Origin of the sequence: Tianweitania populi (genome assembly GCF_014652875.1) — a bacterium.
Taxonomy (GTDB): domain Bacteria; phylum Pseudomonadota; class Alphaproteobacteria; order Rhizobiales; family Rhizobiaceae; genus Tianweitania; species Tianweitania populi.
This window is the reverse complement of record NZ_BMZQ01000001.1, coordinates 1,774,287-1,788,024: the sequence shown is the minus strand read 5'-3', so window position 1 is coordinate 1,788,024 and position 13,738 is coordinate 1,774,287. Positions and strand designations below refer to the sequence as shown.

Sequence of the window (13,738 nt, the reverse complement as noted above, 5' to 3'; positions counted from 1 at the left end):
TGGGAGCCGCTTGCTGCCGGTCGGCATGAGCCCTCTTGGGAGGAGGTCTCACAGGAAGCGCATCGCATCAGCGATGCAGGTGGGAACGTGAGGGATAATGAGCGACGTCATTCTGGCGGCTGAGAACCTGACCAAGGAGTTCAAGGGCTTTGTCGCCGTGGACGGTGTGAACCTTCGGGTCCGCCGTGGCCAGATCCACGCCTTGATCGGCCCGAACGGAGCAGGCAAGACGACCTGCTTCAATCTTCTGACCAAGTTCCTGCCGCCGACGCGCGGGACAATCACCTATGACGGCAAGGACATCACCGCGATGTCGTCGGCCGATATTGCGCGGCTTGGCCTTGTGCGCTCGTTCCAGATTTCGGCGGTCTTTCCGCATCTCACCGCGCTGGAGAATGTGCGCATCGCCTTGCAGCGACGGCGCGGCGACAGTTTCGATTTCTGGCGCTCGCAGAAGATTCTGTCACGCTTCGACGAGGAAGCGCGCGGTTTGCTGGCGGAAGTGGGATTGTCGGAGTTCACCAACACGGCGGCCAGCGAGCTGTCCTATGGCCGCAAGCGGGCGCTGGAAATCGCCACCACGCTGGCGCTCAACCCGGAAATGCTGCTGCTCGACGAGCCCATGGCCGGCATGGCGCAGGCCGATGTCGAGCGCATCACGGCGCTGATCAAGCGCATTTCCGCCAATCGCACGATCCTGATGGTGGAACACAATCTGTCAGTGGTCGCGACCTTGTCGAACACCATTACCGTTCTGGCACGCGGCAAGGTTCTGGCGGAGGGCGATTATGCCACCGTGTCCCAGGATCCGCGCGTCGTGGAAGCCTATATCGGAGCCGGTCATGGCTGATGCTGCCCTTGCAACCCGCCCGCAAGCCGCGTCGCGTGCCGATGCCCTGCTGACGGTCCGCGATCTCGAAGCCTGGTATGGCGAAAGCCATGTGCTGCACGGCATCAACTTCGATGTGCGGGCAGGTGAGGTGGTGACGCTGCTTGGTCGCAACGGGGCCGGCAAGACCACGACGCTGAAGTCAATCATGGGCATGATCGCCAAGCGCAAGGGCTCGATCACCTTCGAAGGTAAGGAGCTGATGCATTCGCCGGCGCGCTATGTCGCCAAGGCCGGCATCGCGATCTGCCCGGAAGAGCGCGGCATCTTTTCTTCGCTGTCGGTGGAGGAAAACCTGATGCTGCCGCCGAAAGTGCGCGAAGGCGGTTTGACCGTGCAGCAGATCTTCGAGCTGTTTCCGAACCTGAAAGAGCGTTTGAACAGCCAGGGCACCAAGCTGTCGGGCGGCGAACAGCAGATGCTGGCGATCGGCCGGATCTTGCGCACCGGTGCGAAGCTTCTTCTGCTCGACGAGCCCACCGAAGGCCTGGCACCGGTGATCGTGCAGCAGATCGGCCATACGATTTCGCGGCTGAAGAATGAGGGCTTCACGATCGTGCTGGTGGAACAGAACTTCCACTTCGCGGCGTCGGTTGCCGACCGCCATTACATCGTGGAGCAGGGGCGGACGATCGACATGATCGAGAACCGCGATCTCCAGGCCAATGAGGGCAAATTGCACGCCTATCTGGGCGTTTGACTGGGCAGGATAAGGCGAAAACGCCAATTTGGAGGAGAGTGGAATGAAGAAGATAGGATTTCTGGTTGCCAGCTTGGTTGCGAGCTTGTTCGCCAGCACGGCATTCGCCGATGTCGCCGTAAAATTGGGCGTGCTGAACGACCGCTCGGGCGTTTATTCCGATCTGGCCGGCGAGGGTTCGGTGGTCGCCGCGCAAATGGCCGTTGAGGACTACAAGGCCGCCGACAAGGGCATCACAGTCGAGATCATCTCGGCCGATCATCAGAACAAGCCGGACATTGCCTCCAACATCGCGCGTCAATGGTACGACCAGGACGGCGTGGATGCCATTCTCGATGTGCCGACCTCATCGGCCGCTCTGGCGGTCGCCGAGATCACCCGCGAGAAGAACAAGATCTTCCTGAACTCCGGCGGCGGCACGTCGGATCTGACGGGCAAGGCGTGCTCGCCCAACACCGTGCACTGGACCTATGACAGCTGGCAGCTCGCGCATGGCACGGCGAGCGCCGTGGTCGCCAATGGCGGCAAGAAGTGGTTCTTCGTGACGGCCGATTATGCCTTTGGCCAGGCCATGGAACGCGATGCGACAGAGGTGGTGAAGGAAGGCGGCGGCGAGGTTGTCGGCTCGATCCGCCATCCATTCCCGGGCACGGATTTCTCGTCCTATCTGCTGCAAGCGCAGTCTTCGGGTGCGCAGGTCGTGGCCTTCGCCAATGCCGGCGGCGACACGATCAATTCGGTGAAGCAGGCTTCGGAATTTGGGCTGGCGCAAAGCGGCCAGCAATTAGCCGGCCTCCTGGTTTTCGCCAACGACGTTCATTCCCTCGGCCTGCAGACGGCGCAGGGGCTGATGCTGACCGAAAGCTTCTATTGGGATCTCAACGATCAGACCCGCGAATGGTCGGCGCGCTTCGAAGAGAAGATGAACAAGAAGCCGTCGATGGTGCAGGCCGGCGTTTATGCCAGCGTCTTGCATTACCTGAAGGCGGTTGAAGCGCTTGGCGACAAGGACGCGACGAAGGTCATGGCCAAGATGAAGGAAACGCCGACCGACGACATCCTGTTCGGCAAGGGCATGATCCGCGCTGACGGCCGCAAGATCCACCAGTCCTACCTGTTCCAGGTCAAGAAGCCGGAAGAATCCAAGGGTGAGTGGGATCTCTATAATCTGGTGTCCACGATCCCAGCCGAGCAGTCTTTCCGTCCGCTCGACAAGGGCGGCTGCTCGCTGATCAAGTAAACGCACCATCTTCGCCGCGCCTGTTCACCACACAAGGCGCGGCGTTTTCTTACCTCGCAGGATCGTTGAATGATCGAGCTTTTGGGTATTCCGCCGCAGGCTTTGTTCGGGCAGTTGCTGCTCGGCCTGATCAATGGCGCTTTTTATGCGATTCTGTCGCTCGGCCTTGCCATCATCTTCGGCCTGCTGAACATCATCAACTTCGCCCATGGCGCGCAGTATATGTTAGGCGCGCTGGCATCCTGGGTGTTGCTCAATTATTTCGGCGTCAACTACTGGTGGGCGCTGCTTCTGGCGCCGATCGGCGTCGGCATTCTTGGCGTGATCCTCGAACGGCTGCTGATCTCGCGCTTGTACCACCTCGATCATCTCTATGGGTTGTTGCTGACCTTCGGTCTGGCGCTGATCATCCAGGGTCTGGCGCGCAATCAGTATGGTATCTCCGGACTGCCCTACACGATCCCGAGCCAGTTGGCGGGCGGGCAGAATTTGGGCTTCATGTTCCTGCCGAATTATCGCGGCTGGGTGGTGGTAGCCTCGCTGGCGGTGTGCCTCACCACCTGGTTCGTGATCGAGAAAACGCGACTCGGCGCTTATCTGCGCGCCGCCACGGAAAACCCGACGCTGGTCGGGGCCTTCGGCATCAACGTGCCGCGCATGATCACGCTGACCTACGGCTTCGGCGTGGCTCTGGCGGCCTTTGCCGGCGTGCTCGCGGCGCCGATCTACTCGGTCAATCCGAACATGGGCGCGGACCTGATCATCGTTGTTTTCGCCGTGGTGGTAATCGGCGGCATGGGCTCGATCCTCGGGTCTATCGTCACCGGCTTCGGACTTGGGATCATCGAGGGGCTGATGCGAGTCTTTTACCCTGAAGCTTCTTCTGTGGTGATTTTCGTGATCATGGCGATCGTGCTCCTGGTCAAGCCCGCTGGCCTGTTCGGAAGGACCGCCTGATGACTGCGATCACCGACACCAACGAATCGACGATCGTTGTGGAACAGGCAAGCGGCTCGATGCCCCGCCACCACCTCGTGATTTTCGCTTTGCTGCTCCTGCTTTCGCTGGCTGCGCCCTTCTTCCTTTATCCGGTGTTCCTGATGAAGGTGATGTGCTTTGCGCTGTTTGCCTGTGCGCTCAACCTCTTGCTGGGTTTCGGCGGCTTGCTGTCTTTCGGCCATGCCGCCTTCTTTGGCAGTGCGGCCTATGTGTCCGCCCATGCGGCAAGAGTGTGGGGACTGACACCGGAGGTGGCGATCATCCTGGGCACGCTGTCGGCCGCAGTGCTGGGCGCCGTGATCGGCCTGCTGGCGATCCGGCGGCAGGGCATTTATTTCGCCATGGTCACGCTGGCCTTCGCGCAAATGGTCTATTTCGCAGCGTTGCAGGCGCCGTTTACGGGTGGCGAGGACGGCATCCAGAACGTGCCGCGCGGCGATCTGTTCGGTGCGATCAGCATGCGTTCCGATTTCTCGCTCTATTTCGTGGTGCTGGTGATCACCTTCGGCGGATTGCTGGCGATCTACCGCATCATCCATTCGCCATTCGGGCAGGTGCTGAAGGCAATTCGCGAAAACGAGCCGCGCGCCATCTCGCTGGGCTACCGGGTCAATAGCTACAAGCTGACCGTGTTCGTTTTGTCCGCCACCTTTGCCGGCCTTGCGGGCGCCACCAAGGCGATCGTTTTTCAGCTGGCTTCGCTGACCGACGTTTATTGGACAATGTCGGGCGAGGTGGTGCTGATGGTGCTGCTTGGCGGCATGGGCACGGTGTTCGGCCCGCTAGTTGGGGCTGCGGTGATCGTCACGATGCAGAACTATCTGGCGAGCTTCGGCGCTTGGGTCACGATCATCCAGGGCTGCATCTTCGTGATCAGCGTCATGCTGTTCCGCGAAGGAATCGTCGGCGTCATTGCCAAGTGGATCAGGAAGCCCCTGTGACCCACCTTGATATGAGGGGCTTGTGAGCGAGCACCTCGACGAACTGGGCTTCTACCCGCATCGGGTCAAGGACAGGCTGCGTTACGGTGACACCGACCGGCAAGGCCATGTCAACAATGCCGTGTTTTCCACCTTGCTGGAAACGGGGCGTGTTGCCATCCTCTACGACAAGGCAGGAGGCCTCGCTTCTAAGGGATGCGCCTTCGTCATTGCTCGGTTGGAGATTGACTTTCGTGCCGAGTTGAACTGGCCGGGCGAGATCGTGATCGGCACGGCTGTAGCGAAGATCGGCCGATCTTCCTTCGACCTGTCGCAAGCGCTGTTTCAGGATGCTGCTTGTGCTGCCGTGTCCAGATCGGTCATCGTCCAGATGGACGAAAGCACGCGGCGCTCTCATCCGCTCAGCGAACAAAGTCGCTCTGTACTTTCTAATATTCTAATACAGCAGCCGCAATAAAGTAGCACGAAAATCTGCTGCGAGATCCTTACTTGGTTGCGCTGTCAGCAATTGTCACAATCGGTTGAAGAAGGGCTGGAACAAAGCACGCATCTTATGGTTAGACGGGGCTATCAAAGGGGCACTGTCTTGGACGCATCTGTATCTCGTCACGCCGATTCTGAAACGTCCAACGCCCTTCCTCCGCTGATCTGCTTTTCCCACCTCCGCTGGGATTTCGTGCTGCAGAGGCCGCAGCACCTGATGTCGCGCTTCGCGCGCACGCGCGCAGTCTTCATCTTCGAGGAATGGATCCCGTGCGACCATCCCTTGCCTTATCTCGAATTCCACCGCTTCCCGGCCGACAAGGTCACCGCGATCCGCCCGCGCATGCCGCATTGGTGGAACGAGGTCGAGCGCGAGGCCGGGCTGAAGCGACTGCTGGACGAATTGCTGGCGCTGACGCAGATCAAGCGGCCGGTTTTGTGGTTCTACACGCCGATGATGTTCGGCTTTGCCGACCATGTCGAAGCTTCCGCCGTGATCTATGACTGCATGGACGAGCTGTCCGCCTTTCGCTTTGCGCCGCCGCGCTTGAAGGAGCTGGAAGCCGCCTTGATCAAGCGTGCAGATGCTGTGTTTACCGGTGGCTACAGCATCTATGAGGCGAAGGCTGACCGGCACGACAACATTCATCCGTTTCCGTCCAGCGTCGACACCAACCATTTTGCTCAGGCGCGGGGCGGTAAGATCGCGACCCCTGGCGACCAGGCTGGCATCAGCGGTCCGAGGCTGGGCTATTATGGCGTGATCGACGAGCGCATCGATCTCGACCTGATCGCCGAACTCGCAAAGGCGCTGCCGCAGTGCTCGATCGTCATGGTCGGGCCGGTGGTGAAGGTTGATCCCGCGCATCTGCCGCGCGCCAAGAACATCCATTATCTCGGGCAGCGCTCCTATGGCGAACTGCCGGCCTATCTTGCCGGTTGGGACGTGGCGTTAATGCCGTTTGCGATCAACGAAGCGACGCGCTTCATTTCGCCAACCAAGACGCCGGAATATCTCGCTGGCGGCAAACCGGTCGTGTCCACCGCGATCCGCGATGTGGAACGCCATTATGGCGACATCGATGCGGTGACGATCGCGCGCAACCATGCTGCGTTCATCGCCGGATGCCGCCAGGCTTTAACCGCGAGGGGTGCTGACTGGTTGACTGAAGCCGATGCGCTGCTCGCCACCATGTCGTGGGACGAGACCTATGGGCGCATGGCAGCTCTCGTCGACGAGGCTGTGGCAAACAACAACAGAAGCACGACGCCGCCAAATCTGTCGGCGCCCCGCATCAAACGGGCCAACCGTTCGAAGCCCTATGATTATCTGATCGTCGGCGCTGGTTTTGCGGGCTCGGTTCTGGCCGAGCGCCTGGCGGCCGGTTCGAACAAGCGCGTTCTCGTTTGCGACAAGCGTCCGCATGTCGCCGGCAATGCCTATGATCATTATGACGAGCACGGCGTTCTCGTGCATCGCTACGGCCCACATATCTTCCACACCAATTCGGAAGATGTGTTTGCCTATCTCTCCCGTTTCACCCGGTGGCGCCCGTATGAGCATCGTGTGCTGGCCGATGTCGGCGGCAAGCTTTTGCCGATGCCGATCAACCGGACAACGCTGAACGGACTCTATGGGCTCGATCTGCGCGACGAGGCGCAGGCGGCAGCTTATCTCGCAAGCCGTGCAGAACCCGTTGCCGACATCCGGACATCACGCGACGTCGTTGTGTCGGCGGTGGGCACCGATCTCTACGAGACGTTCTTCCAAGGCTACACGCGCAAGCAATGGGGCCTCGATCCCAGCGAGCTTGATAAGTCCGTAACGGCGCGTGTGCCGACCCGCACTTCGACGGACGACCGCTACTTCCTCGACACCTATCAGGCAATGCCGGCCGACGGTTTCACGGCGATGTTCGAGGCGATGCTGGATCATTCCAACATCACGCTGGAACTTGGTGTCGACTTCGAGGAACTGCGTGCCGAAGGACTTGCGCCGAAGCTGATCTTCACGGGTCCCATCGATGCCTATTACGGTCATCGTTTCGGCGCGCTGCCTTATCGCAGCCTGCGATTCCAGCACGAAACGCTCGACCAGCGCCGGTTCCAGCCCGTGGCTGTGGTAAACTATCCGCAGGAAAAGGTGCCTTATACCCGCGTCACAGAGTATAAATATTTGACAGGGCAGGTACATCCCAAGACCAGCATCAGCTATGAATTTGCCTGTGCGGAGGGTGATCCCTATTATCCGATCCCGCGACCGGAGAACCAGGCCTTGTTCAAGCAATATGAGGCGCTTGCACGCGCTGAGCGGGATGTGACTTTCGTTGGCCGGCTCGGGACCTATCGTTACTACAATATGGATCAGGTGGTGGGCCAGGCGCTCGCAACCCATCGCAAGCTGGTGGACGTTGCAACTGCGGCGGAGACCGCGCAGTGAACGCACCGGCATTTGCCAAAACTCGCCTGCGGATTGGCATTGTCACCGACAGTCTGGTTCCCTCAGGGGTTGGCGAGCATATGCTGACGCTGGGCTGTGCCTTGCGCGACAGCTTCGAGCCGGTTCTGGCTTTTCCCGACGAGGGTGGCGGACCGGCGTTTCTGGCGCGCGCGCAGGCGCTTGGCATGCAAACACAGGCCTTGCTGTCGGACGATCCTGAAGCAGCGGTGGCGGATTGGCTGCGTGATGCGGGGCTGTCCCTCGTGCATGTTCATGCCGGCATCGCCTGGGAAGGGCACGGCCTTGGCCGCGCGGCGCGTGAGATGGCGCTGCCGGTGGTGCGCACTGAACATCTACCTTTTGTTCTCACCGATGAAGACCAGCAGCGCGGCCATGCCGAGGCAATCGAACTGGTGGATCGCGTGATCACCGTTTCCGAAGCCGCGGCCGCCAGCTATCGCGATGCCGGCCTGAGCCACGACAAGATCGTCGCGGTGCGCAACGGCATCGATAAGCGGAAGTCCGACCGCGCTCGTGACGAGCTGCGTGGCGAACTCGGCATCGAGCCGGATGCCGTGCTGCTGCTGACGGTTGCGCGGTTCACGCCGCAGAAGGGGCATGCGGTGCTGCTTGATGCGATGCGGATGCTGGTCGACCGCGTAGCCATGCCCTATCAACTGCTGCTGGTTGGCGATGGGCCGGAGCGCGAGACGATCGAGGCGCAGGTTGATGAGCTTGGCCTGCGTGACCGTGTGCGCTTCCTGGGTGAGCGCCGCGATGTGGCCGACCTGCTTTGCGCGGCCGATCTCGTGATCCTACCCTCCTTGTTCGAAGGCTTGCCGCTGGTAGTACTGGAAGCCATGAGCGCCGGCGTGCCCGTTGTTGCGACCCGCATCGGCGGCACGACCGAGGCGCTGGGCGAGGATCATGCGTGGCTGGCTGAACCCGGCGACGTGGCCTCGCTGGCCGACTGCCTGACCGACGCGCTGGAGGATGCGGCCAAGCGCAAGGCGATCGCTGGGCATCTGCACAACCGCTTCCACGATCATTTCACAGCGGCCCGCATGGCTGCCGAGACAGTTGCTGTTTATCGTTCCCTGCTACCCCTCCAAGTTGCATAGGTTTTCCATGGAAAAGACCCGTCTCGGCTTTATCGGCGCCGGGGGCATTGCGATGCGCCATCTCGGCGTGCTCCGCCAGTTCGAAGATGTCGCGCTCGCAGCCTTCGCCGACACCGATTTCGGCCGCGCTGAAGCGGTTGCTGCCGAGCATGGCGGCAAGGCTTACGCCGACCACCGCGCGCTGCTCGACAATGAAGAGCTGGACGCCGTTTACATCTGCGTGCCGCCTTTCGCCCATGGCGAGGCCGAGCGGGACGTGATTGCGCGCAAGCTGCCTTTCTTCGTGGAAAAGCCGATCGCGCTCGATCTGGCGACCGGCGAAGACATTGCGGCCAAAGTGAAAGAAGCCGGGCTCATCACCGGCGTCGGCTATCATTGGCGTTATCTCGATACGGTCGAGGAAGCCCGCAACCTCTTGGCGGACAATCCCGCGCAGCTGTTTTCCGGTTACTGGCTCGACCAGACCCCGCCGCCCACCTGGTGGTGGAAGAAGGACATGTCGGGCGGCCAGGTCGTGGAGCAGACCACGCATATCATCGACCTGACGCGCTTCCTGTTCGGCGACGTCACAGAGGTGACGGGCCTTGCCTCGCACAAGGCGCGGCCGGATTTCCCCGATCTCGACGTGCCGACCGCCAGCACGGCCAGCCTGCGCTTCGCCAATGGCACGATCGGCAATCTCGCATCCACCTGCCTGCTGCGCTGGGGTCACCGCGTCGGCCTGCATCTCTTCGCCGACGGCCTAGCGATCGAACTGTCGGATCGCGAAATCATGGTGGATACGGGTCATGGTCGTCCGGTGCGCGGCGCGCATGGCGATCCGGTCTGGCACGAGGATCGCGACTTCATCGATGCCGTGCGCGGTGGTGAGAACCGTATCCGCTGCTCCTATGAGGAAGCCCTGAAAACCCACCGCGTGGCGCTCGCCATCGCGCAATCGGCGGAAACCGGCAAGCCGGTCAGCTTGACCGCCACGAAGGAAGCTTGAGATGTCCGATCACCGCACCATCCGCTCGCTCGGCGTCGAGGCTCCGGAACGCGCTTACTTCTTCCAGTACGAGGAAGGCCCACCGGCTGAAGGCCATGTCCGCCTCGATGCGCTTTACACCGGCTTCTCGGCCGGCACGGAGCTGACCTTCGTCAAGAACACCAACCCTTACCTCAAGTCGCGCTGGGATGGCGGGCGCGGCGTGTTCATCCAGGGCGAACCGGAAGCCCGTTACCCCCTGCCGTTCCTCGGTTACATGGAAGTCGCTCGCGTCAGCGACAGCCGCACCACGGGCTTCAACAATGGCGACATCGTCGCCACGACCTTCGGCCATAAGTCCGGCCACACTGCCGACCCCTTCCACGATGCGCTGTTCGCCATGCCGAAGGAGATCGACCCGAAGCTCGGCGTGTTCGTTGCGCAGATGGGGCCGATTGCGGCCAACGGCATCCTGCATGCCGATGCCGAGATGTTGGGCAACAATGTCACTGAACTCGGCCAGGGTGTTGCCGGTCGCCCGGTGCTGGTGTTTGGCGGCGGCACCGTCGGCTTGATGACGGCGCTGTTTGCAAGACAAGTCGGCGCCTCGGAAGTGGTGGTCGCGGAGCCTTCGGAGTTCCGGCGCAAGATTGCCGAGAAGCTCGGCCTGACTGCCATGACCGAGGAGGATGCCTGGCAGTATGCCAAGGCGCGCTGGCACAATGGCGGCGGCTCGGATCGCGGTGCGGACTTCGTGTTCCAGACGCGCGCCCGCTCCGAAAGCCTGCATCTCGCCATGCGCGCCCTGCGGCCGCAGGGCACCGTGATCGATCTCGCTTTCTATCAGGATGGCGCCAACGGTCTGCGTCTCGGCGAGGAGTTCCACCACAACGGGCTCAACCTGCGCTGCGCACAGATCAATCGCGTACCGCGTGGCCTCAACCATCTTTGGGACCGTCGTCGTTTGGCCAATGAAACGATCAAGCTGTTGCAGGCTGAAGGCAAGGCGATTGCCGAGCACATGATCACCCATGTGGTGCCGATCGACGATGCGCCTCAGTTCCTTAGCGATCTCGTCGCCAACCGTCCCGACTTCCTGCAGATCGTGTTCGAGTACCCGCAATGACGATCAAAGAGGATGGCGAGCCCATCCGCATCCTCTTCGTTTTCGCGTGGTTGGTGGTTGGGGGTGAGGAGACCGAGATCCGGCTTCTCGCCCGCACGCTCGACCCGGCGCGCTATCGCATCGACGTGGTCGCCTGTTTCCGCAAGGACGGCATGCCAGAGCAGACGCATCGGCAGCTGGAAGCGCTCGGCGTCGATGTCGACACCGTGCCTTACGACCTCTCCTTCGACGATACGGTCTGGTATCTCGCGCATAAGGTGCCGAACTACGACATCGTCGTATCCAGCCAGAACGTTGCCGATATCTATCCGGCGCTCGAAATCCTGCATCATCGCCCGCCCTTGATCGAGCATGGCGGACTGGTTTCTGAAGCGCTGGCCGGGCCGAAGCATTTCACGTCGCGCTATGTCGGCGTGTGCCAGTCGATCCGCGATGCTGCCGCATCCAAGATGCCGGACCGGCCGGATCATGCGCTCGAAATTCCGTCCATGGTGGATCTCGTCGAGTTCGATGATGTGACGCCTGCGCCGCTGCGCCAGCAGTTCGGCCTTGCCAAAGGTGCGCCCTTGATCGGCTGGGTCGGCCGGCTGGACGCCAAGAAGCGCGTCGAGGATTTCATCAAGGCCGCAGCCCTCGTGCACAAGACGCATCCGGACGCGCGCTTTGTTGTGGTTGGCGGGCCGGACGCCTTCATGCCGGACTATGCCGAGCGCCTGCGCCGGCGCAGCCATGAACTTGGCCTCGACGGCGTGTTGCATTTCCTTGGCGACCGCGACGACATTCCGGCCGTGCTTGCTTCGCTCGACATCTTCACCTGGCTGTCGCGCGGCGAGGGGATGCCGCATGTGATCGCCGAAGCGGGTGCCGCCGGCCTGCCGGTGATCGCCACGGCCGACAACGGCTCGATGCAGCAGATCGAGGACGGCGTGTCCGGCATCTTCGTCGGGCATGACAACCCGACAGAGGTTGCTGCCGCGATGCGCCGGCTGATCGACAATCCGGCGTTGCGAAAGGCGCTCGGTTCGGCGCTACAGCAGAAGGTGCGCTCGACCTACAGCACATCAGCGGTGATCCCGCAGTGGCAGGCTTTGTTTGATGCCGTGCTGGCGGAGCGGGTGCCCGCGCCGAAGCCGACGATCTTCCGCTCCTTCCTGCAAGGCGGATTCGAATGTTCGACGCATCGGCGCGGCGACCATGAACGGACGCGGCTCGACCTTACGGCGATGACCGGCCATGCCGACAATGTGGCGAACGATTACCGTCAGCTTGCCGAACATCGCATCCGCACGGTGCGTGACGGCTTGCGCTGGCATCTGATCGAAACCAGCCCCGGGCATTACGACTGGTCGAGCTTCCTGCCGATGCTGCGGGCGGCGCGTGATACCGGCACGCAGGTGATCTGGGATCTGCTGCATTATGGCTGGCCGGATGATCTTGATATCTGGACGCCGGCCTTCATCGACCGTTTCGCGCGTTTCTCGCGTGCAGCGGCGCAGGTGGTGAAGGATGAAACAGGCGAAGTACCGTTTTATTGTCCGGTCAATGAACCGTCCTTCTTCTCCTGGGGCGGCGGCGATGTGGCCTATCTCAACCCTTTCGCGAGGGGACGCGGCTTCGAGCTAAAGGCGCAGATGGTTCGGGCCTCGGTGGCGTCCATGCGCGAGGTGTTGGATGTCGAGCCGCGTGCGCGCTTCGTGCATTGCGACCCGGCCATTAACGTTTTGCCGCGCGGACCTTGGTCGCATGACCGGCGCGATGCGCAGGGATGGCATCAGTCGCAATACCAATCCTGGGACATGATCGCCGGACGCTCCTGGCCGCAGTTGGGTGGTGAAGAGCGCTTCCTCGATATTGTCGGCGTGAATTATTACTTCGACAATCAGTGGGTTCATGCGGTCGGCCCGATCGACGAGCACGATCCCCGCTACAAGCGCTTCCGCCGCGTGCTGACGGAAGTCTATTCGCGTTATGGCCGTCCGATCATCGTTGCCGAAACGGGAACGGAAGGCGACCGTCGCGCATCGTGGATGCGCATGATCCTGCATGAAACGCAGAAGGCCCGCGAGGCCGGCGTGCCGGTTGAGGGGATCTGCCTATATCCCGTGGTCAATCATGTCGGCTGGGATGATGGCCGCAACTGCCCGAGTGGTCTTCTGTCGCTGGAGATCACCGGTGGCCGGCGGCAGCCCCATCAGCCACTGGCGGAAGTTCTGGCGGCGAGCACGCTTGGATGATCGGCTTGGGATAAATGGATCGGCGCTTGCTCAACCGCGCGGAAGCGGGGATAAGTGCCGCATCCATCCCAAGGGGTTTTACGGAATTGATACGCCACATCGTCTTTTTCACGGCGGAAGGTCCGGATCGCGTCGCCGAGGTCAAGCGCGGTCTGGCGCCGCTCGGCACGATCCCGGGTTCGCGCGTGTTCGAGATCACTGAAAATCTTCGGGTCGATCTTTACGAAAACAAGATCGACATCGTCGTCTATGCCGAGTTCGAGGATGAGGCGGCACTTGCGGCTTACAAGGCGCATCCAACTTATTCAGCCACCACTGCGGCGGTGAAGCCGATGCGGGAGAAGCGTTTCGCGGCTGATGTGAGAGGCGGCGAATAGGGCTCTTCCCGATGTCAGACGGCGCGCCGCCCGCAAGCTTCCTGTTTTAAGGTCTGCTAAACCATCAAAGGACATCATTTGAAACCGCCCGCCTTTCGCCTCGTTGCGGCGAACGGGCACATGGGTCGGTGGGATGAAGTCTCCAGCGCAGATACAAGGAACGCGGTTCGCCTGCTGTCGCGACTCCAACGGGAACTGGATCGTGTGGGACCAATGGAGTG

Annotated in this window: 9 protein-coding genes and 1 pseudogene; all 10 read left to right on the top strand. The window is 61.5% G+C overall.

Translation table 11 applies throughout. The annotated features are described in order from the left end of the window. The first annotated feature begins 94 nt into the window (after positions 1 to 94). Positions 95 to 850 carry an ABC transporter ATP-binding protein gene (locus tag IE166_RS08695; protein WP_210312952.1) on the top strand — a complete coding sequence of 252 codons (756 nt, stop codon included), beginning with the start codon at positions 95 to 97 and terminating at the stop codon, positions 848 to 850. Continuing rightward, positions 843 to 1,589 (top strand): ABC transporter ATP-binding protein, encoded by a 747-nt coding sequence (locus IE166_RS08690; RefSeq protein WP_189503031.1) that lies wholly within the window; start codon positions 843 to 845, stop codon positions 1,587 to 1,589. The genes IE166_RS08695 and IE166_RS08690 overlap by 8 nt, the downstream gene beginning before the upstream one ends. 43 nt (positions 1,590 to 1,632) lie before the next feature. Next, positions 1,633 to 2,829, top strand: a complete 1,197-nt coding sequence (locus IE166_RS08685) for an ABC transporter substrate-binding protein (protein WP_189503030.1) — start codon at positions 1,633 to 1,635, stop codon at positions 2,827 to 2,829. 69 nt (positions 2,830 to 2,898) lie between these two features. Beyond that, positions 2,899 to 3,786, top strand: a complete 888-nt coding sequence (locus tag IE166_RS08680; RefSeq protein ID WP_189503029.1) for a branched-chain amino acid ABC transporter permease — start codon at positions 2,899 to 2,901, stop codon at positions 3,784 to 3,786. Further along, positions 3,786 to 4,769, top strand: coding sequence for a branched-chain amino acid ABC transporter permease (locus IE166_RS08675; RefSeq protein WP_189503028.1), 984 nt, complete (start codon positions 3,786 to 3,788; stop codon positions 4,767 to 4,769). The genes IE166_RS08680 and IE166_RS08675 overlap by 1 nt, the downstream gene beginning before the upstream one ends. Before the next feature lie 22 nt (positions 4,770 to 4,791). Continuing rightward, positions 4,792 to 5,226, top strand: a complete 435-nt coding sequence (locus tag IE166_RS08670; protein WP_189503027.1) for an acyl-CoA thioesterase — start codon at positions 4,792 to 4,794, stop codon at positions 5,224 to 5,226. 243 nt (positions 5,227 to 5,469) lie between these two features. Continuing rightward, the gene (gene glf, locus IE166_RS08665) at positions 5,470 to 7,692 is read left to right on the top strand and encodes a UDP-galactopyranose mutase (protein ID WP_189503026.1); all 2,223 of its coding nucleotides are present in this window, start codon (positions 5,470 to 5,472) and stop codon (positions 7,690 to 7,692) included. 80 nt (positions 7,693 to 7,772) lie between these two features. Then, positions 7,773 to 10,906, top strand: a pseudogene (locus IE166_RS08660) (glycosyltransferase). Next, complete coding sequence (locus IE166_RS08655) at positions 10,903 to 13,140, top strand: glycosyltransferase family 4 protein (protein WP_189503025.1); 2,238 nt, start codon at positions 10,903 to 10,905, stop codon at positions 13,138 to 13,140. The pseudogene IE166_RS08660 and the gene IE166_RS08655 overlap by 4 nt, the downstream one beginning before the upstream one ends. 86 nt (positions 13,141 to 13,226) lie before the next feature. Then, complete coding sequence (locus IE166_RS08650; protein WP_189503315.1) at positions 13,227 to 13,517, top strand: Dabb family protein; 291 nt, start codon at positions 13,227 to 13,229, stop codon at positions 13,515 to 13,517. Positions 13,518 to 13,738: the final 221 nt, after the last annotated feature.